18 protein-coding genes are annotated in these 20,228 nt (G+C 62.1%); 7 read left to right on the plus strand and 11 right to left on the minus strand.

Features of this window, described 5'->3' with window-relative positions; translation table 11 throughout:
• Positions 1 to 12: 12 nt before the first annotated feature.
• Positions 13 to 1,881: a precorrin-3B C(17)-methyltransferase gene (gene cobJ / locus NW845_RS03755; RefSeq protein WP_414376904.1), complete on the minus strand. Its 1,869-nt coding sequence runs from the start codon at positions 1,879 to 1,881 to the stop codon at positions 13 to 15.
• 55 nt (positions 1,882 to 1,936) lie between these two features.
• Between cobJ and NW845_RS03760 the strand changes: the two genes are divergently transcribed.
• The 4 genes from NW845_RS03760 to NW845_RS03775 all read left to right on the plus strand — a co-directional run bounded on the left by NW845_RS03760 (position 1,937) and on the right by NW845_RS03775 (position 4,299).
• Positions 1,937 to 2,599: a hypothetical protein gene (locus NW845_RS03760; protein ID WP_414376906.1), complete on the plus strand. Its 663-nt coding sequence runs from the start codon at positions 1,937 to 1,939 to the stop codon at positions 2,597 to 2,599.
• A gap of 64 nt (positions 2,600 to 2,663) precedes the next feature.
• On the plus strand, positions 2,664 to 3,128 hold the full coding sequence (locus NW845_RS03765; protein WP_414334574.1) for an FKBP-type peptidyl-prolyl cis-trans isomerase: 465 nt from the start codon (positions 2,664 to 2,666) through the stop codon (positions 3,126 to 3,128).
• 108 nt (positions 3,129 to 3,236) lie between these two features.
• Positions 3,237 to 3,833, plus strand: coding sequence for a 5-formyltetrahydrofolate cyclo-ligase (locus NW845_RS03770; protein WP_414376908.1), 597 nt, complete (start codon positions 3,237 to 3,239; stop codon positions 3,831 to 3,833).
• A 25-nt stretch (positions 3,834 to 3,858) separates the two neighbouring features.
• A complete protein-coding gene (locus NW845_RS03775; protein WP_414334570.1) occupies positions 3,859 to 4,299 on the plus strand; it encodes an FxLYD domain-containing protein in 441 nt (146 codons plus the stop codon).
• A 14-nt stretch (positions 4,300 to 4,313) separates the two neighbouring features.
• On the opposite strand, the gene NW845_RS03780 is transcribed toward NW845_RS03775, so the two are convergent.
• A complete protein-coding gene (locus tag NW845_RS03780) occupies positions 4,314 to 5,591 on the minus strand; it encodes an amidohydrolase family protein (protein ID WP_414376910.1) in 1,278 nt (425 codons plus the stop codon).
• 161 nt (positions 5,592 to 5,752) lie between these two features.
• Between NW845_RS03780 and hflX the strand changes: the two genes are divergently transcribed.
• Both hflX and NW845_RS03790 read left to right on the plus strand, forming a co-directional pair.
• The gene (gene hflX / locus NW845_RS03785; RefSeq protein ID WP_414376912.1) at positions 5,753 to 7,495 is read left to right on the plus strand and encodes a GTPase HflX; all 1,743 of its coding nucleotides are present in this window, start codon (positions 5,753 to 5,755) and stop codon (positions 7,493 to 7,495) included.
• A 123-nt stretch (positions 7,496 to 7,618) separates the two neighbouring features.
• Positions 7,619 to 9,349 carry a diflavin flavoprotein gene (locus tag NW845_RS03790; RefSeq protein WP_414376914.1) on the plus strand — a complete coding sequence of 577 codons (1,731 nt, stop codon included), beginning with the start codon at positions 7,619 to 7,621 and terminating at the stop codon, positions 9,347 to 9,349.
• A gap of 62 nt (positions 9,350 to 9,411) precedes the next feature.
• Here the strand turns inward: NW845_RS03790 and NW845_RS03795 are convergent, their stop codons facing one another.
• From NW845_RS03795 to NW845_RS03830, 8 genes are all read right to left on the minus strand, one after another.
• Positions 9,412 to 9,783, minus strand: coding sequence for a hypothetical protein (locus tag NW845_RS03795; RefSeq protein ID WP_414366525.1), 372 nt, complete (start codon positions 9,781 to 9,783; stop codon positions 9,412 to 9,414).
• A 153-nt stretch (positions 9,784 to 9,936) separates the two neighbouring features.
• Complete coding sequence (locus NW845_RS03800) at positions 9,937 to 10,587, minus strand: precorrin-8X methylmutase (RefSeq protein WP_414371540.1); 651 nt, start codon at positions 10,585 to 10,587, stop codon at positions 9,937 to 9,939.
• A gap of 60 nt (positions 10,588 to 10,647) precedes the next feature.
• Complete coding sequence (locus tag NW845_RS03805) at positions 10,648 to 10,989, minus strand: histidine triad nucleotide-binding protein (RefSeq protein WP_414361150.1); 342 nt, start codon at positions 10,987 to 10,989, stop codon at positions 10,648 to 10,650.
• 48 nt (positions 10,990 to 11,037) lie between these two features.
• Positions 11,038 to 11,376 carry a hypothetical protein gene (locus tag NW845_RS03810; RefSeq protein ID WP_414366521.1) on the minus strand — a complete coding sequence of 113 codons (339 nt, stop codon included), beginning with the start codon at positions 11,374 to 11,376 and terminating at the stop codon, positions 11,038 to 11,040.
• A gap of 464 nt (positions 11,377 to 11,840) precedes the next feature.
• Positions 11,841 to 13,955, minus strand: a complete 2,115-nt coding sequence (locus NW845_RS03815) for an FAD-dependent oxidoreductase (protein ID WP_414376916.1) — start codon at positions 13,953 to 13,955, stop codon at positions 11,841 to 11,843.
• Between the two features lie 497 nt (positions 13,956 to 14,452).
• Complete coding sequence (locus NW845_RS03820; protein ID WP_414376924.1) at positions 14,453 to 15,976, minus strand: AAA family ATPase; 1,524 nt, start codon at positions 15,974 to 15,976, stop codon at positions 14,453 to 14,455.
• 161 nt (positions 15,977 to 16,137) lie between these two features.
• Positions 16,138 to 17,184: a thiamine phosphate synthase gene (locus tag NW845_RS03825; RefSeq protein ID WP_414376918.1), complete on the minus strand. Its 1,047-nt coding sequence runs from the start codon at positions 17,182 to 17,184 to the stop codon at positions 16,138 to 16,140.
• Between the two features lie 67 nt (positions 17,185 to 17,251).
• Positions 17,252 to 17,557 carry a hypothetical protein gene (locus NW845_RS03830; RefSeq protein ID WP_414366606.1) on the minus strand — a complete coding sequence of 102 codons (306 nt, stop codon included), beginning with the start codon at positions 17,555 to 17,557 and terminating at the stop codon, positions 17,252 to 17,254.
• 127 nt (positions 17,558 to 17,684) lie between these two features.
• Between NW845_RS03830 and NW845_RS03835 the strand changes: the two genes are divergently transcribed.
• Complete coding sequence (locus NW845_RS03835; protein WP_414376920.1) at positions 17,685 to 18,854, plus strand: lipid-A-disaccharide synthase-related protein; 1,170 nt, start codon at positions 17,685 to 17,687, stop codon at positions 18,852 to 18,854.
• Here the strand turns inward: NW845_RS03835 and NW845_RS03840 are convergent.
• On the minus strand, positions 18,851 to 20,125 hold the full coding sequence (locus tag NW845_RS03840; RefSeq protein WP_414376922.1) for a cytosine deaminase: 1,275 nt from the start codon (positions 20,123 to 20,125) through the stop codon (positions 18,851 to 18,853). The two genes, NW845_RS03835 and NW845_RS03840, sit on opposite strands and share 4 nt — an antisense overlap.
• Positions 20,126 to 20,228: the final 103 nt, after the last annotated feature.

Here is a 20,228-nt window from a genome sequence, read left to right on the forward strand (position 1 = left end):
GGAGCAGAATCCTCAAACCCGCCGGGGATCAGCAGCGCCCAGGCGATAGCCGCGGGGGGTGATCAGCCACCTGCCGTAGCGAAAGGTCTGCGAGTTGCCAATGAGCACCAGGGTAAACATGTCCACCTGCTCAGGATCCAACTCCCCCAACGTGGTGAGGTGGAGGACCTCGCCGGAACGGTAGAGGTTGCGGGCCACCGCCACAGGGGTGTGGGTGGGACGGGCGGCCAAAAAGATCTGCAGGGCTTTAAGGAAGGAATCCAACCGCTGCCGCGAGCGGGGATTGTAGAGGGCCACCACAAAGTCGGCCTGGGCAGCCGCCTGCAGTCGCTTCTCGATGGCCGGCCAGGGGGTGAGCCGATCCGAGAGGGAAATGGCGCAAAAATCCTGCATGAGAGGGGCTCCCAGCCGAGCGGCAGCAGCCTGAAGGGCGGAGATCCCCGGCAGCACCTCCAGAGAGGGGCAGCTCCCATCCCAGCCGCTGCGGGCCAAGTACTCCAGCACCAGCCCGGCCATGCCGTAGATCCCGGCATCTCCCGAAGAGATCACCGCCACCTGCAGCCCCTGCTGGGCCAGGGCAATGGCCCGCTGCGCCCGCTGCACCTCCTGGGTGATGGGAAAGGCTTCGCAAATCTGGCCAGGACGCAAGAGGGGCGCCACCAAGTCCAGATAGAGCTGGTAGCCAATCACCGCGTCGGCTTGGGCCAGAGCCAGGCGGGCAGCCAAAGTCAATTGAGCGGGATCCCCAGGGCCGGTGCCAATCAGCCACAGGTGCCCGGCGCGAGGGGAATACTCCTGAGCAGCACGGGCAATGGCCAGGGTACACGCTCCCTCGGTCGCTGAGGCAAAGACCTGCTTAGGGCAGAGAAGGGTGGCCCCCCCCTGGGCTGGATCCTCATTCCCCAACATGCGCTGGGCGGCCAAGAGGGCAGCCGCCTCTGCCACCGAAGGGGTGCCCACGGCCTGCCGCACCGCCTCCGAAGGGTGGGGAACTGGGATCCCCGCCAGGGCCGCGGCAGAGAAGAACTGGATGGGCCAACCGTGGGCCTGGGCCAACTCCAGCAGTCCCGCCTCATCCCGTTTCAGCTCCAGGGTGGCCAAGCCAGCAACGGCCTCGAAGGCCAGCCCCTGGGCCTGCAGCAGGCGGCGCAGGGATCCCTCCAGCCAGGCGCGGCTGGTGCCCCGCTCGCAGCCCACACCCACCCACAGCACCCGTGGATGCCAGTGGACGGTGGGGATGGGGGGGCAGGGTGTTGTATACTCGCCAATCCGGACCTGGGCCACCGCCTGCTCAGGAGGGGTGGTGAAAAGGGGGTGATCTGCTGGCCAGGCCTGGCGCCAAAGCTGCGTGCCATAGGTTTGCTCAACGGCCACCGGCTCTCCCCGCGCCAGAGCGGCTGCCACCCCGTTCCAATCGCCGGCGCCCCGCTGCCAACCGTAGGGATCCCCCAGCAAATCCAAAGGCGGGATCCCCAGCCCTTCTGAGGCAGAGGTGAGGATGGGCTCGGCTCCCAAAGCAGCCGCCACCCGCCGCGCCAGCGCCTCAGCTCCTCCCACATGGCCGCCACAGAGGCTAATGGCCCAGCGCCCAGCTTCGTCCACCACCACCACCGCCGGATCCCGGTATTTGTCTTGCAAGAGGGGGGCAATGAGCCGCACCACCGACCCAACTGGCAAGACAAAGATACAGCCCTGCACCTGCGGCCAGCTCTGGGCCACCGCTGCCGGCAAGGGATCCCCATAGGCTTGCCAGGGGGGTGGCAGCGGCTCTCCCGGGGGGTTGGCCTTGCTCCAGCAGATCCACTCCTCCGGCAGTAGCGACAGCAAAGGCTGGGCCAAGCGGCGACCGCGCGGGGTAGGGGCAAACAGGGCAAGCTTCATTAGCCTAGGGATCCTATACTGGACTACAGAGCCACCCGCAAATAGACGAGCGCCAATGCCAACCCCCCTTGGACTGATGCTGCCGCTGATCCCCCTGGAGGCTCTGCTCTCCACGAAGGGGCTGATGTTTTTGTTGCTATCGGCCTATGGCGGGGCCATGTGGACATTTTTAAGTGGCGCTCCCCGGGTGTACACCATCATCGTGCCCGATCTGGAGCAGGCAAGGGGCTTCTACGAAAAGGTTTTGAGGCTGCCGGAGGCGGAGCTGCCACTGCAGTACTACTACGGCTACGAGCAAAGCGTCGTCAGCTCTGGCCTGGGATCACCCTATTTTCCAGGGGATATTGGCCTCAGCTCCCGCCTCGATGCCAAAGCCCGCCCCACCTCGACACCTCTCGATACCCCTGGCCTCTGGTATCAGCTCTCCGATACGGTGCAACTGCACGTGATCCCTGGTTCTACTGATCCCTACGCGGCCTCCGTCCCCTACGGCAGTCCCTCCAGGCCCTCCTCTGTACCTGCCTACGGGGCGGCAGCCGGTCGCAGCAGCGGCGTCCGCTATCGCCACACCACCTATGAACGGGAAGCCCTCAAAGCCCTCCTGAAGCGGATCAACAAGCAAGGGATCCGCAACAGCGTCCGCTCCGAAAAGCCTTTTGTCTTCTGGGTGCGCGATCATCAAGGGCAGATCATCGAATTTGCTGAAATAAAAGGATGAAGGGATCCCCTAAGATTGTTGAAGGAAGGGGAAGCAAAAAGTCGGCGAGGGGAGACGCCAACAGATGAAACGGATGCTGCTGCTGTTGCTGGGTTTGCTGTGGATCGGGATGTGGGGTGGACAGCCGGCCGTGGCTCTGTCGCGGGCCAAAGACAACCCCGTGGTGGGCATCCAATCCCCAGCCAAAGACTTCATCACCACCGAGTCGGGCCTGCAATACTACGACATCGCTCAAGGCAGTGGGCCTTCACCTCAGCCGGGGCAAACGGTGGTGGTGAACTATGTGGGCAAGCTGCAGGATGGCACCGTCTTCGATAGCTCCTATAAGCGCAATCAACCTTTCATCTTCACCTACGGAGTAGGGCAGGTGATCCGCGGCTGGGAGGAAGGTCTGGCCACCATGCGGGTGGGGGGTAAGCGGTACTTGCGCATTCCACCGGAGTTGGCCTACGGCAGCCGCGGCGCCGGCGGCGTGATCCCACCCAACGCCACCCTTGATTTTGAAGTGGAGCTCCTGGCCATCCAGTAGACTCTGGATATCCACGCCTAAGCTTGACTGGGGGTGGGGAAAGTCAAGGCGGTGAGATTGCAGGGCGCTGCGGCAACTCCCTTCTGGGTAACAAACCTGTCTCCGTCTGTGGAGCCCAATTTTCCCCCTGAAGCTCCTAGCGCAGAAAAAGCTCGCCTGCGCCAGCACTTCCGCCAAGTGCGGCAGGGGCTGGAACGATCCCTGATCGAGCAGAAAATAGTGGCTCATCTGGCCTCTCACCCCCAGCTTTTGGCGGCCAGAACCATCTTGGCCTACGCGGCCTTCGACTCCGAGGTGGATCTGGGATCCCTGTTCGCCCTTTTCCCTGAAAAGCGCTGGGGGATCCCTCGTTGCTTGCCGCAGCGGCAGTTGGGATGGCATCGCTACCACCCAGCCGAGCTTGTTCCCAACCGCTGGGGGCTGCCGGAGCCCTCTCCCACCAGTGAGGTTATCGATCCTGCCGAAGCGGAGTTGATCCTCGTGCCCGCCCTGGCCTGCGACCGCTGGGGAAGGCGTTTGGGCTATGGCGGCGGCTATTACGACCGCTTTTTGGCCTCGCTGCCGGATCCCGGTGTGCCCAAGTGGGGCATTGTCCCGCAGGCTTGCCTGCTGCGGCAGCCTCTGCCTCAGGATCCCTGGGATCAACGCCTGGACGGGATCCAAACCGAAGAGGGGTTTTACCCGGCGGGGGATCCCCTAGACTAAGGGAGATGGGCCTTGGAGGAAAAACATGAGCCAAGTTTGGAAGAAGGGGCTTCGCTCCCTCTGCTGGAGCCTGGGCTGGGCGGCTTTGGCGGCCCTCTTGCTGGGCTTTGGCGCCATCCCCCTACAATTGAAAGATCTGCACATCACCCCCTGCCCGGATACCCCCGAATACACCAACCTGGTCACCAGCAACGGCAACCCCATACCGGCCAGGTGCATGTTCATTGAAGGGACGGTGGTGAACCGCTCCAAAAACACCTTGGTCAATGCGGATGTCTTCGGTCGCCTTTACGATGCCAACGGCAATGAGGTTCTGCCGGAGCGCACCCGCGTGGGAGCCATCGAAGAGGTTCCCCCCGGCGAAAGCCCCTTCTCCATTCGCATCTCCGTGCCCGTGACCAGCCCGCTGCCCTTGACCCTGGAGCAATTCAAGGCCAGCGGCTTCAGCGGCACCGTGCGCCGTTGACATCCAGTTGATCCCTAGAAGAGTTGGCGGGTGAAGTCCACCTGGGCCGGGCGCCCGGTCAAATGGAGTTGGGTAACCACCGGCGGGGTTTGGGCGATCAGCCGTCCCCGACGGAAAACGTACAGGCAAGCCGGTTTCAGGCGAATGGCTTCGACGGCATCGGCAGCCTGGAGCACCACCAAATCGGCATAGCAGCCGGGTTCTAGTCCGTAGCCTTCTAACCCCAGAATGCGGGCCGGGTTTTCCGTAACGGCCAAGAAGCACTGGCGCATCTGCTCATAGCCGGTCAGTTGGGCAGCGTGGATCCCCATGTGGGCCACCTCCAGCATGTTGCCGCTGCCCAGGGGATACCAGGGATCCATCACGCAGTCCTGGCCAAAAGCTACTGTCAGCCCGGCGGCCATCAGCTCCGGCACCCGCGTCAGCCCCCGCCGCTTGGGGTAGGTGTCGTGGCGGCCCTGCAGCACCAGGTTCACCAGCGGGTTGGCAATCACCCCCAGCTCTGCCTCGGCCATCAGGGGGATGAGTTTGCTCACGTAGGCGTTGTCCATTGAGTGCATTGAGGTAAGGTGGGAGGCGGCCACCCGCCCCTGCAAGCCCAGCCGCTGCGTTTCATAGGCCAAGGTCTCCACGTGGCGCGAAAGCGGATCGTCCGTCTCGTCGCAGTGCAGATCCACCCGCAGACCCCGCGCCGCCGCAATCTCGCACAGGGCCCGCACCGAAGCTGTTCCTTCAGCCATCGTCCGCTCAAAGTGGGGGATCCCACCCACCACCTCCACCCCCAAGTCCAGGGCCTTCTCCAAGAGCTGCACCGCTCCCGGCGAGCGGTAGTAGCCATCTTGGGGAAAGGCCACCAGTTGCAAATCCAGGTAGGGAGCAACCTTTTGCTTCACCTCCAGCAAGGCCCGCACCGCCAACAGGTTGGGATCGCACACATCCACATGGGTGCGGATGGCCAGGATCCCGCGCGCCACCGCCCAGTCGCAGTAGGTCAAGGCCCGCTCCATCACTGCCTCTGGCGTCAGCAGCGGCTTCAACTCCCCCCAAAGGGCGATCCCTTCCAGCAAGGTGCCCGATTGGTTGACGCGCGGGATCCCGTAGGTAAGGGTGGCATCCAGGTGAAAGTGGGCATCCACAAAGGGGGGTGACACCAAGCGGCCACTCACATCGATTTCCTGGGGAGCGGTGGCCTGCAGATTCACCTCCAGGGCAACGATGCGGTCTCCCTCAATGCCGATATCCACTCCCTTACGGCCATCCGGCAAGTTGGCCCGACGCAAGATTACATCCATCCCCCTCTTCCCAACCCGGCTTGACCATTTTCTTGCTCAAAAGCAAGTTTGCTCCAGGGATCCCTTGTCTAGGGTTTGCTGCCGCTGCTTTCCTCAAGTTCCTGCTGGCTACTAGCGTATATGGTAGAGGAAAGCCTCTTTTCGGGTCTTTCCCTCTCCCTATGCCCAGCGTTGGCACCTCTCGCCAGCAGAATGACCTCGGTTTTAGCTTTGCCCAGGCCAAGGGGCTAAAGCCCTACCAGCGTAAGCAACTGCAACGCCTCTACCAACTGCGCCTGCCCCCCAACTGTCTGGTGACGGTGGAGTTTGCCCAACGGCTGGGATCCCTCACTCAAGATCTGGAAGGCCAGCCCATTAGTGTTTACCTCAACCGGCGCGGCCAAGTAATTCGCGTGGGGCTGGGATCCCCTTTTGAAACCCAGATCCCGGCTTGGGAGCTGCCGCGCCAGGGGGCGGAGCGCCTCTCTGGGATCCGCTGCATCACCACCCAGGTGGGGGCGGGGGGGCCTAGCCAAAAAGCCCTGACAGCCATGGCCCTACAGCGGCTGGACGCTCTCATTACCCTGTCGGTATCCCCCTTAGAGGGACGGCTGCGCCGCGGAGGAGGGGCCACAGGCTTTATCAAGTGCGCCTACCTAGCCCATCTGGTGCCGGAGGAAGAGCGCCGTTGGCAGGTTTCTGAGCCTTTGCCCTTAGGGATCCTGGCAGAGCAGGATCTGCAGGAGCTGGTGGCGGAGCTAGAAGATGGCTTTCGCCGCCAAGCAAGCGCTCACCAGGTGGATCCCCAGCAGGAGCGGGCCATCCTGGTGGGGCTGCAGAAGCCGGGGCAGAGCAGCGAAGACCTGGTGGACAGGCTGACAGAGCTGGGCCGCCTGGTGGAAAGTGCCAGCGGACAGGTGCTCCGCACTCTTTGGCAGCGGCGGGAGGGCCCCGATTCCGCTACAGTCATTGGCTCGGGTAAAGTCCAGGAGTTGGCCTTGCTGGTGCAGGATTTGGGGGCCAACTTGGTGGTGTTCGACCGCGAGCTCACCCCCAGCCAGGTGCGCAACCTAGAAGAGGCCCTGGGGGTGCGGGTGGTGGATCGCAGCGAGGTGATCCTAGACATCTTTGCCCAGCGGGCCAAAAGCCGGGCCGGGAAGTTGCAGGTGGAACTGGCGCAACTGCAGTATCTCCTGCCGCGCCTGGCTGGTCGCGGCCGCACCATGTCGCGGCTGGGGGGTGGGATCGGCACCCGGGGGCCGGGGGAAACCCAATTGGAAATGGAGCGGCGGGCCATCCAGCGGCGCATTAGCAAGCTGCAGCAAGAAGTGGAAGAGCTGCGCCGCCACCGCCAGCGGCTGCGCCAGCGACGGGAGGGATCCCAAATTCCCGTGGTGGCCCTGGTGGGCTACACCAACGCCGGCAAATCCACCCTCCTGAATGCCCTCACCCACGCCCAGGTCTACGTGGCTGACCAACTCTTTGCCACCTTGGATCCCACCACGCGGCGGCTGGATCTACCTCACCACCAGGCGGTGCTGTTGACCGACACGGTGGGCTTTTTAACCGAACTGCCTGAGCAACTGGTAGAGGCCTTCCAAGCCACGCTGGAGGAGGTGACGGAGGCGGATGCTCTGCTGCACGTGGTGGATCTCTCCCACCCCAACTGGGAAGGGCAAATCGAGGCGGTGGAAAAATTGCTGGACGAGATGCCCCTGGCCACCGGCCCGCGACAACTGGTGTTTAACAAAATTGACCGCCTCGATCCCGAATGGGTAGAGGATGTGCGCCTGCTTTATCCTAAGGCTCTCTTTGTCTCCGCTGCCACCGGCCAAAACTTGGATCAACTGCGCCACACCCTGGCCCAATTTGCCGCAGCCTTTGCTCCCACTTCCTTTGGGGGTCGGCAGTTTGGGGATCCCTGAAGCATTTCATCAGAAAATCGAAACTTGGCGGCTGCCCTCTCGCGCCTGCCGGCCCCAACATTCAGTTACATCAGGGTTACGATGAGTGTTAAGTAAAGTTGCCATTTGGTAAAGGGGGGAAACATGGCCGCTACGGCAGTTGCACCGCGTTCAGCTCATCTTACGCTGCAAACTCTGCTCATTGGGGCCGATACCCTGGCCATCCGCTCCCAAGACTGGGATCGGGATCGGTTTGACATTGAGTTTGCCCTGGAAAATGGCACGACCTACAACTCCTTTTTGATTCGCGGGGAAAAGGTGGCCCTGATTGACACCTCCCACGAAAAATTTCGCCAGTTGTACTTGGATCTGCTGCGAGGCATCCTGGATCCCGCCACCATCGACTACTTGGTGGTCAGCCACACCGAGCCGGATCACAGCGGCCTAGTTGGGGATCTGCTGGAGCTAGCCCCTCAAATGACAGTGGTAGCCTCCAAAGTGGCCGTGCAATTTCTGGAAAACCTCGTGCATCGGCCCTTCCGGCACCTGGTGGTGAAGCAGGGGGATCGCCTGGATCTGGGCAAGGGACATGTCCTGGAGTTCATCTCTGCCCCCAACCTGCACTGGCCCGACACCATCCTCACCTACGACCACGGCACCCATATCCTCTACACCTGCGACGTCTTTGGGATGCACTACTGCGACGACTTTGCCTGGGACGAGCATCCCCACCTGCTACAGGCCGACTTTAAGCTCTACTACGACTGCCTCATGGGGCCCAATGCCCGCTCGGTGTTGTCTGCCCTCAAGCGCATGGAGGCCCTGCCACCCATTGCCGCCATTGCCACCGGCCACGGCCCCCTGCTGCGCCATCACTTGTCTGACTGGGTGGAGCACTACCGCACCTGGAGCCTAGAGCAGGCCAAAGCCGAACGAATGGTGGCGGTGTTCTACCGATCGGGCTACGGCCAGGCAGAAGCCTTGGCTCAGGCGATTGCCCGCGGGATCCAAAAAACCGGCGTTGCCGTCGAGCTGGCGGATCTGCGGCTGCTGGATGCCCACGAGGTGCGGGAGCTGATGAGCCTGGCCGCCGGCGTGGTGATAGGCATGCCCCCCCAATCAGGGCCAGATGCGGCCACCACCCAGGTGCTGCTAAAAACCCTCTTGGCCTCTGCCCACAGCAAACAAGGCTTTGGCCTCTTCGAGTCGGGCGGTGAAGATGATGAGTCGGTCTACCTCTGCCGCAACACGCTGCAGGAACTGGGCGCCAAAGAGGTGTTCCCTCCCATTCTCCTCAAGCAGCCCGTGAACGAAACTCTGCTGCAAGCAGCGGAGGAAGCTGGCACTGATCTAGGGCAATGGCTAACGCGGGATCGCAACATTCAGCAGATGAAAGCCTTGGATGCCGATCTGGATCGCGCCCTGGGCCGCATCAGCAATGGCCTTTACATCCTCACCGCCCGCAAAGGACAGGCCACCAGCGCCATGCTCGCCTCCTGGGTGGCCCAGGCCAGCAGCGATCCGCCAGGGATCAGCGTGGCCGTGGCTAAGGATCGGGCAATTGAGTCCTTCCTACAGGTGGGGGATACCTTTGTCCTTAACGTGTTGCAGGAGGGCCACTACCAGCCCTTAATGCGCCACTTCCTAAAGCGCTTCCCGCCGGGAGCCGACCGCTTTGCCGGCATCAAGACCTACCCCGCCGCCAACGGATCCCCTATCCTTGCTGATGCCCTGGCCTACCTGGAGTGCCGCGTGGTCAGCCGCCTAGAAACCAGCGACCACTGGGTAGTGTACAGCACCCTGGAAGCCGGACGGGTCTCCAGCCCTGAGGGCCTCACCGCCATCCACCATCGCAAGGTGGGAAATCATTACTGAACCCCTGATCCCCCTCCCTGAGGAGAAATAGCTGTCCTGCTGCCGCAAGCACTTCCCCCCTTTCAATAGGACACTCGGTAGACCAGCCCGTTGGCATGTAGAAAAAAAGGGCTACCTTCTCCCAAAGGGATCCCGGCTGGCTGCAGGGGAAAAGGCAGCTCTTCTGGTCTTTGTTCCGCCTTCTGAGAGAGGCGGTAGAAGATCCCCTCGAACCTACAAAAGGGAACCTCCGCAGCAGCATGCTGCTGTTGCCAGCGCTGGTAGGGGCTGAGCCGAGCTTCCCTCCGGTCGATGTCCGGCGGCGCCGGGAGAGCCGGCTGGTCAGCGGGCAGAAGAGCCGCCACTCGACTGGGATCCGTTTGGGCCCACCCTCCCCCGGCCAAGGTCAACGCCAAAAGCCAGCCGCTTCCCCAAACCCAGATCAACTGACGCATGACCGGATCCCCGTTCGACTAGCCGCTTCCCAGGCCACTTCTTCGCTCCGGCGCTGAGAAGATGGCTCTTATCTTGCCAAGGCTGGACGGAGGGAGGAGTGACCGAGATCCCGCTGAAACTGTGATCTGGATTCAAGTGCAGAGCGCTCCCGTCTATCTGGTAACCGATTTGCCGGGAGGGTCTGGGCTGCTGGCCTGCACATAGGCCTGCCAAGCCAAGTCCAAAAGTCCATCCAAGACCGCCGCCGCCACGGCAGGGCCGCCCTTACGTCCCTCGGTGCGGATGTGGGGCACCATCGAATCGGCCAGCTCCCGCTTGGCTTTCACCACATCCACAAACCCAGCCGGCGTCGCGATTACCAGGGCAGGGGCCACCTCTTTCTCGGCGATTAACTGCACCAAGGTGGAAAGAGCCGTCTGGGATTGACCAACGATAAAGATGGCCTCAGGATAGCGTTGGGCCAGGGTTTGCAGGCCCCAAGCAGAGCGGGTCTTGTCCCTCTGGGGACGGGTGACAGCTTCGCTGCCGCAGTAGATGGGGTTGGAGAAGGTGTTCTGCACTGCCCGTGCAATGCCCACCTGCACCATTGGCTCGTCCACCACAATGGTGGTGCGCGCCGCCAAAGCCGCCGCCCCCGCCTGCAGCGCCTCGTTGGCGAAACGGAGGAGGTGAAGATATTCAAAGTCTGCAGTAGCGTAAATTACCCGACGCACCACCTCATATTCGGCAGGGGAAAGCTCATGCTTGCCCACCTCCTGATCGATGATCATCAGGCTTTCCGCATCGGTGACATGCCACTCCATTGCCCCTAGACCTCGTGCGCCAGCCGCCTTCCCAGCATTCTAGCTGGGGTAAACCCAGAGCTAGCCTGGCGGCCAGCCCATCGCCCGACCGCCCAGGACGTGGATGTGCAAGTGAAAGACGGTTTGACCGCCATCTTCTCCTTGGTTGATGACCAAGCGATAACCTTTGCTGAGGCCAGCTTCGGCAGCCACCCGCTGAGCCGTCAGCAGCAGGTGCCCTAGCAACGCTTCGTGTTCGGGCTTGGCCTGGGCAATGCCGGGGATAGGCTCCTTGGGCACCACCAAGATGTGGACAGGGGCTTGAGGGGCGATGTCTTTGAAGGCGATGGCCCGCTCATCTTCGTAGACAATCTGGGCCGGGATCTCCCTGCGAATGATCTTGCTGAAGACGGTGTCGCTCATAGGTAGTCACCAACCAATCCTGCCCTTAGCCTACCCGGTTTATGGATCTCATTGGTTGAGCAGCCACTCAAACTCCCGCTGTAAGGATTGAATGTGCCCCACCCGCGAGACCAACAGGGCATCTTCCCCAGCATCCCGAAAGCGAGACCGCCACAAACTCACCAAATCAGGGTTGCTGCACCAAAAGCGGATGACGGTTTCGACCAACTGATCCCAGTCCCAGCCCCGCCGCGCCGGCACCTCCTCCAGGGATCCCAGCAGCGCATCCAGGGTGCACGGGCGGGTGCCCAGGTACTCTACCCCACAAGGCCGCTTTGCCAGCTCCTGCTGCTGACAGAAAAAATCGAGGGCAGGGGCAATGCCGATGATCTCAAAGGTATAAACCATTGGATTCAGTCCTACAGAGTTTTCTCGCGAAAATAGAGATCTTGCCAAAAGAGGCTAGAAGCCCCTCGACCGACTTAAGTTGGGATCCCTTCCCAACCCTCATCGGCCTGAACCTGAATGTTGGTGGATAGTAGGCACTGATTATACTCAACTTGGGCCAATTGCCAAGGCTAAAAAGCAGGTGGACAGAACTCTTTCTCCGCCGGCTACTACCTGGGGATGGATGCTTTGGCACGCAAGCGGGGAGCCTTGCCTGATGAGCGCTCCGGTGAACAATCCTGTGCAGATAAGGGAGAAAACTGCTAGCAAACCAAGGTAGCGAATGCTAGCACTCATCGAGATTTTTTGCGAGTTGATTCTGCCCACATAACAGTCGGCACCTACCTCTCCTACAGACATCAGAGAAACGGTGGTTCCAAGAGAGCGAAAGCCTAGAAACAACTGGTGCGATGAAAGTCTCCGGCCTAGGCCCTTTCTTCTATCCAGGTCGGTATTGGGTTTTGCAGGTTTTGCCCGGCAGGAGAGCTGGGAGCGGGGAGATGAAACTCCAGGCGCGGCTGGCCTACCCCATAGGTGAGGGTGTAGCTCCAGCTCAGGCAGCGCAACCACAGGCGGGGGTAGCGGGACTCCAGCCAGGGTTGCAGGCGCCGCACCAGCTTGGGGAACCAGCCCCGCAGCAGAGCTGAGAGCAAAGCCAGGCCAGTGTAGCTGAAGTAGGTGGGCAGCCAGCGGGTAAAGCCTTCTGCCCCCACTGCTTCCCAGATCCACAGCAGCAGCCGCGGGTTCTGCAGAGCGGCTTTGACGGCCATGCGGTTAAAGGCCAGCCAACCGGCTCGGTCTTTGATAAAGTCGTCCACCACCTCGGGCGGCTCGGTGGTGAGGATGCCGAAAAAGCTGTTGAGAATGGCGTTGATGCGCTCAGGCGGCAACACCTTGCCGGTGGGCACCATCATCCCCCGCGAGAACAACCAAGTGACAGCGGAGTTGCCCTGGTAGGCGCGAACCTGAGCCAAGTCAGAGGCTTTGAGCAGGTCGTGGCGCAAGGCCGTATCCAGCAAATCGCACAGGCGAGAGCAGTTGCGCACCAGGGATCCAAACCCCGTAAAGCTCAAGGGTGATTGCAGGGCTGCCGCATCCCCAATCAAGAGGACGCGGTCGAAGGGCTCTTTGGGAGCTGGCTGCTGGCCGAAGCGCCCGGGGATATAGCCAAAGGTGGCCTTTTTCCACTGCAGACGCTCCGGGTCACAGCGGCGGTACTCGGGCAGGATGGTAAAAAAGTCTTCGTACAACTCCAAGAGGGATCCCGGGTTTTCCGGATGCACCTGGTGGTAGTGGAACAGGTAGAAGGTGAGATCCTCCCCTGGCCCAGGGAATAGTTCCCAGATGAGCTGCCGACCGCGGCTGATGTCCCCGTGGCTGGCGAGGATGTCGCCAAATTGGGGATCCCAAACCCCCGGCTCAAACCCCCCTGCAATGGTGGCCCCCACCGTTGGGCAGACGCTGTCAAAGGCGCGGCGGCCGTAGAGCTGCTGGGCAATGGGGGAGGCCGTCCCCATGGCATCCACCAACAGGCGGGATCCCAGAGAGAACGCTTCTTGAGTGGTTAAGTCCTTAACCACCACTGTGACGCCCTGCTCCTCGATGTAGGCCCGCTGAAACTCGCTGCGCTCGTAGATGGCACCACCCCTGGATCTCAAGATTTGACCACAGAGCTGCAGGAGCTTTTCGGCATCAATGGCCAGGTTGAGCACCGTCGGCGTGTGCAAGACGGGGGCGCGCACGGGGCTGTTGCCATCAAAAAACTTGTTAAACCCATCGGTGTATTCCCTGAGGATGAGGCTCTCCATCTCCTCAGGGCTGAGGAGGCCAAACTCCACCAGCGTCTGCAGCTCCCGCCGCGAAATGTTCCACTCCCGATTCATGCGGCCAAAGGGGAGCCGTTCCACCAAGGCTACGCGATAGCCTAGGCGGGCCATGGCTGCGCCGTAGATGGCCCCCAACGCCCCGCCCACGATCACCAAGTCCCACTCCAAGGGGGCAGGTTCAGGGGCCGGCTGGCGAAACAGCACCGGCTGCCGCTGAGGATGGGGGGATTGCACTTCTTCCCGCCAGCGCTTCTCCCACCAGTAAACCCGCTGCAGGTCGAACTCGCCGTTGGGCATGCGGCGGAAGTACTTTACCGTCTGCGGGTAAAAAGGCTCCAGTTGCTCAAAGATGGATCCCTGGCTGGGATCGACCTCTGGCAACTGCGGGTAGCGGTGGGGAAATTGGCTTTGGATGGCCCTCTCCACTTCCTTTAGCCAGCGGTTCTGCCGGGGGAAAGGCCGCTCTGACCACTGAAAGATCTTGAGATAGGTGGTGTTCAGCCCCGACCAGAGGAAAACGGCCAGCTTGGCTCCGGATCCCTCTAGGCGCAGACCGCTGGGGGTAAGCACCTTTTGGCTGCCCGTAGGCAGAGGCAGGTGCTCCTGTAGCCAGCGCAGCACTTGAGCAGTATCTGGGCAAGGGATCTCGCGGTAGTAGAGGGGCTTGAGCACAGCGCCAAGACAAAAAAAGCCAATTTTTACCCATTGTGACACGACGGGATCCCTGAGGGGGCGGTTGTCTCAACCATCCGTCCCCAGAGACGTCAGTAGTGCTCAGGAAGGGAAAGTGGCAAGTCCCAGTTACAAATGAGCCGCCTGCCGGGAATCCGACTCCAGGGCTTGAACCTGAGCCTGGTGGGTTTCCCAACGGGATAGTTTGGTGGCCCTGTACTTGAGTGCCGGGCGGAAAAGCCCGTAAGCTCATGCAGCTTGCATAGCTACAGGGCAAAAGCCAGCTTCTTGAAGGCAAACGAGCTGCCCAGTGCCGGTGAAAAACCCGACCAGTGGCCAGCCTCTGCACGGGTCTTACGCGAGAAAGAGGCGGTTCCGGCCCAACCTGCTGAAGAAAGTAAGCAGAACCTTGGGGCTTTGCCTCAAGGAACGGGGGAGGGGCGGTTTGACAACGCCTTTACGCGTCGGTTTGTGGACTGCGAGTTGGCGGGAGTGCTAACGCTTGCTTCCTTCGAGCCGAGAAGATTTGGGGATTCCCTCTACGAAGCCGCAAAACATTGCTTCATCTCCTGCAGCACCTGGGCATCCTGGGAGGCAGTTCTAGCGCCTGCTTGGGCAGCCCAGCACTTGAGACTTTCGATCTGGTCGCGGGCAATGGAGGCCAGGGGCACAGTTTCGCGGATGGCCTGCAGGATGTCTTCCTGGGTAAAGTCTCGCCGAGCGCCGCTGCCGCTGCCCCCAAAGGCGTTGTACATAGCATCTACAATGGCCTGCTCAATCTCAGCGCCACTGAAGTTCTGGGCAGCCGCTGCCAAGGCATCGAGGTCAAACTCCCGCAGGCGGCTGGGGCGCAACCGCTGCAGGTGTACCCGGAAGATCTCCTTGCGCTCGGCTTCGGTGGGCAGGTTGAGGAAGAAGATCTCGTCAAAGCGGCCCTTGCGCAACAGCTCCGGCGGCAGCAAAGGCACGTTATTGGCTGTGGCCACGATGAAGACCGGGCTGGTTTTCTCCTGCATCCAGGTAATCAGGCTGCCAAACACCCGGCGGCTGGTGCCCGAATCCCCGTCGGCGCCGCTGGTGATGTTGCCAAAGGCCTTGTCAATTTCGTCAATCCAGAGCACACAGGGGGCCATGGCCTCCGCCAGTTGGATCATCTGGCGCACGCGGCTTTCCGATTCGCCAACAATGCCGGCAAATAGGCGCCCGGCATCCAATCTCAGCAGGGGCAGACGCCACTCATTGGCAATGGTCTTGGCCGAGAGAGACTTGCCGGTGCCCTGGATCCCCACCAGCAGCACCCCCTTGGGGTTGGGCAGGCCGTAGCGCCGCGCCTCTTCGGTAAAGGCTTCCTGGCGCACCCGCACCCAAGCTTTGAGGTTGTCCAGCCCGCCCACGCTTTTTAGGGTCTCGCGGGCGGTGAAAAACTCCAGGATGCCGGTCTGGCGGATGGCCTGCTTTTTCTCCTCCAACACCAGGTCAATATCGGCCTCGTTCACCTCCTGCTTGGCGGCCAAGGCGCGGGCCAAAACGCGGCGGATGCGCTCCCGGCTCAGCCCCTGACAGGCCTTGACCAGTTGCTCACGACCTAGAGGGCTGAGCTTTAGCTTTTCCGGAGCCACGTAGAGCTGGATGAGGCGGTTGATCTCCTCGCTGTTGGGCAGGGGAATATCGACAACAGTGATCTCCTCGGCTAAGTCGCTGGGCACTTCCAGGGTGTGGCTGAGCAGGATCAGCGTCTTGCGGGTGCGCTTGAGCTCGCGGCTGAGGTTCTTCAGCTCCCGCAGGATGGGGGCGTTTTTCTCACTGCTGGCATTGCGCAGCACAAAGTGCAGATCCCGCAGCACAAACAGGGTGTCTTCCTGGGGGGCCGAGCGCCACACCCGCCCTAGGGCGGCCATGATGGAGCCGCGGTCTTCGCCAGTATCCTGCCAGCCCCGCACCAAATCCCAAAACAGCAGCCGCCGCGGCGGATCGGTTCTCTTGGCTACTTGCACGAGCACGGCGTCCGCCGGCTCCTCTTCGGGGGAAACCAGGTAGATCAGGGGGTAGCGGGCCCGGATCATCAGATCCAGCTCCTGGATCAGCTCCCCTTGCACCTCAGTGGCAATCCCAGTCAAGCCGGGATCCCCACTGCTTTCCCTTTGCCGAGTGAGCTCAGTGAGATCTTTTGCGGCCTCTGCCATCGGGAGTTAAAAGGGTCTTGAGAGGATTCGGGGTCTATACTTCAGGATAGAGCAGGGATCCCTTGCAGCTCCGCCAACATGGCGCGGGCAGTCTGGGTGGGATCCGCCGCTTCCATCAGGGCCCGCACCACAGCTACGCGGCTGGCGCCAGCCTGGCGCACCTCCGGCAGGTTGTGGAGATCAATGCCGCCGATGGCAAACCAGGGCAGATGGGCCTTCTCAGCGGCTAGGCGCACGTACTCCAGACCAGCAGGGGGTTTTTCTGCTTTGGTGGGAGTGGCATAGACAGGGCCGACGCCGATGTAGTCCACGCCGCTACTGAGGGCTTGGGCCAGCTCCTCAGCGTTGGTGGTGGAGAGGCCAATTAGGCGCTGGGATCCCAGCAGCTGCCGGGCTTGGGCAACCGGCAGATCTGTCTGGCCTAGGTGCACGCCGTCCGCCTGGCTGACCAAAGCCAAGTCCACCCGGTCGTTAACAATCATCAACGCCTGATAGCGGTCGCACAGCTGCCGCAGCTGTTTGAGATCCCAGAGCATCTCCCTATCGGGGAGGTTCTTGCGGCGGTACTGTACCAAGGTTACCCCCCCCCGCAGCGCCTTCTCCACCACCTCCAGCCAGTTGGGCACCGGGCTAGTGACTAGGTAGAGGCGAGCTGCCAAAAGCCGCCGGCGCAGGGATCTGCCCAGCAGCTCACTTTCAAGAACGTAGAGGTGGTAGCGCATGTCTTTGGCCAGCTTGGCTAACCCAGGGGCCACCCACTGGTGGGATTCAGCCAGCTTGCCGTATTCTTCCAGCACCCGCAGCGCCTCCTGGACGCGGCTGCAATTGGCCTGCAACAGGTGACTGAGATCCCGCCGCTCCTCTTCCTGGGGATGGGAGATCTGGGTGCCCGGGTCGGCAGAGGTGTCGCGGGCCAACCGCAGGGGGTCGCTGTGCCAACGAGCTAGGGCCTGGCGCATCGCCTTGCATTCGCCAGCCAGCTCGCCGTTTTCTAGGCCAAAGCGAAACCACTCCTCCAGCACCCGTAATCCCTCACGAGCTCGGTCGAGGTTGGCATCCAGGATACGGGCGACGGCCTGCGGTTTCATGTCCCCTGCGTGTGGGAGTTTTAATCTTTTTTTACTGTAAGTTGAAACGGTTTTTCTGGCCCCTGCCCTAGCCTTTGTCCGCAAAGGAAGCAGGCTGGTGCCAAAGGGCGTTGAGGAAAGCCTGCTGCGGCGTGTGTCCCCAGGCAAACTCGCGGGGGCCGATCCCTTCCGGCAGGTAGGCCCAAGCGTAGCACTCGCAGGCAGGAAAGTAGCGGATCTCCCACCAGGGCTGGCCGGCGGCCACATCCTTCACCGCCCGCCAAAAATGCCCTCGCTGACGGGTAAGACGGGTCTCGACGAAGTAAGGGCCTTCCAGGTGCAAAGCTTCCACCGCTGCAATAAACTCAGCTCGTTGTCGCTCATTGCGGATCATCACCCTGGCTTCCCCTCGCAGGTTGGCTCTATTTTAAGGGGAGATTTTGGGTAGGCTACGAAGTTCTGCTCGTTTAGCTCGAATAGAGGCGGCAACACTTCAGAGTTGAACCCCCATCCTCTAGCCAATGAATCCACAGAATTTGTCGCGGGTGCTGTGCCTGAGCAATGGCCACGGGGAAGATGAGGTAGGTAGTCGCATCGCCCTGGCCCTGACTGGCCTGGGGATCTCGGTGCAAGCCCTGCCGATTGTGGGGGAAGGCACCGCCTATTGCCGCCGCGGCATCCCGCTGCTGCCCCTGACCCAGGTGATGCCTTCGGGGGGATTTATCTATCAAGATTGGCGGCAGTTGTGGCGGGATCTGCGTGCTGGCTTGCTGGGCCTGACCGGGCGGCAATTGGCTTTGGTTCGCCAGGCGGCGGCTCAAGTGGAGCTGGTGCTGGCGGTGGGGGACATTGTGCCTTTGTTAATGGCCTGGTGGAGCGGCAGCCCCTACGTCTTTGTGGGCACAGCCAAGTCGGACTATTATTGGCGGGACGAACAAGGGCCCTACCGACGCGCTTGGATGGGGCAGCCGGTTTCCGATTACCTGCCCTGGGAACGCTGGCTCATGGCCCGTAGGCGCTGTCGCGGCTCCTTCTTGCGAGATGAGCTGACGGCCACCGCTCTGCAAAAGCGGGGCCTCCGGGCTTTCTACCTGGGCAACCCGATGATGGATGACTTGGAGCCGCGGGGAGAATTGCCTTTGGATCCCGACCGGCCTGCGGTGCTGCTGCTGCCGGGATCCCGCCCGCCAGAGGCCTACCGCAACTGGGCCTTGATGATGCAGGTGGTCGAGCAGCTGCCGCCGGAAATCCAAGTTTACGCCGCCCTCAGCCCCAACCTGGAGCGGGCACCTCTTCAGGAGAAGATCCCCTCTTGGCGCCGCGACCTGCTCCTGGTGTGGGGAGATTTCGGCACCTGTGCCCACCGGGCCACGGCAGTGCTGGCCATGGCGGGGACGGCCACCGAACAATGTGTGGGCTTGGGGAAGCCGGTGGTCACCCTGCCGGGGGAGGGGCCGCAATTTACCCCCCGCTTTGCCGAAGCTCAAACCCGTCTCCTGGGATCCGCCGTCCACCTCACTTCACCCCAGCAGGCCCCTGCCGTGCTCTGCCAAATTCTAGACCGCCTGGCCAGCGATCCCGCTTACGCCGCCCAACTGCGGGCCCACGGGCAGCGGCGTATGGGATCCCCTGGCGCTGCTCAGCGCATTGCCGCCCAGATTAAAGCCTGGCTCTCCAACCCTGCTGGCTAAGCCCGCCCCACCCCCTCCATCAGGTCGTCCAGCTCTGCGTAGTCCGGCAGCGCCGTGTCGATGGGCTGGCCTTGGCGCAGCACCACCCGATCGTGCTGAGGTCGGGAAAGGAGCTCGTCAAACCCCCGGCCCTTGAACAGCACCAAGTCTGCCGGCAGGCCCACCCCAATTTGTCCGGCCTCTACCAAGCCCATCCTACGGGCCGGGGTGGCAGTGATGGCCTGCGGCCAATCCCCGTAGGGGGTGTCCAGGTGCAGGATGCGGGTGGCCTCCCGAAACACTTCTAGGCCGTCGTGATCCCCGAAGCCGTGGAAAGGATCCCGGCAGTTGTCACTGGCTATCATCACCGGCACGCCCAAAGCCTTCAGCTCATGGAGCAGCGTTACCCCCCGCCAGCGGGGCGTGTGGCCGGGGCGGCGGTCTTGTAAATAGAGGTTACACATGGGCAGGCTGACCACGGCGATCCCCGCCTCTTTGACCAGGGCCATGGTCTGGTGGGCCACCTGCGGCGGCTGCACCGCCAAACTGCAGCAATGGCCGCACACCACCTGGCCGGAAAACTCATGGCGCAAGGTTGCTGCTGCCACGTGTCTCAACGTGAGGGATCCCGGATCCTCCGTCTCGTCGGTATGAAAATCCAGATCCAGCCCCCGCTCCTGGGCCAGGGCAAACACCCGCTCCAACTGCTCATCCAGCTCCGGCCCCATCGCCGCTACCCCACCTAGGATCCCGCCCAGCTCTGCCACCTTGTCCGCCAGCTTCTCCCTTGCCGGCGTGAGAAAGAAGTCCAAATGGGTCAACGTCACTGCCTGCAGCTCCAGTCTGCCCGCCCACTCTCGCCGCAACTGGGCAAACACCTCCCAACTCAGCTGGGCGTGGGGGCCGTTGCAGACCAGGTGGGTGCGCACCGCCTGGGATCCATGGGCATAGCTGCAGCGCAGGCCAAAGTCGCAGCGGCGGTAAATATCCTGCCAAAGTTTTTCGTGCCTGCCGGCGTAGGCCCGCTCCATTTTGGCCCAGTCTTCCTGCTCAGCCCGGATTGCCCCGGCAAACGTGCCGTCGGGGTTGGGGGTGCGCGGCCACACGTGCCCCTTGTCCAGGTGGGTGTGGATATCGACAAAACAGGGCCACACCTGGCCCCGCCTCAGATCTACGCTCGCGATCCCCTGAGGTGGGATCCCATTGGCTGCTTGGATGCGGGCAATTCTCCCCGCCTCTATTTCCAGATCCAGCAGCACCAGGCCCTCCCGGTTAGGCGCGGCCCCCGGCACCGCATCTATGAACTACCCCACCGCGTAGGCGGGTGGGGTTTCCTCACCCGCTTGACAGCAGAGCTTTTGTCTCTTCTTCTGCCCCAGTTGCTTCATCGATCCC

Origin of the sequence: Synechococcus sp. H60.2 (assembly GCF_047462315.1) — a bacterium.
Classification (GTDB): domain Bacteria; phylum Cyanobacteriota; class Cyanobacteriia; order Thermostichales; family Thermostichaceae; genus Thermostichus.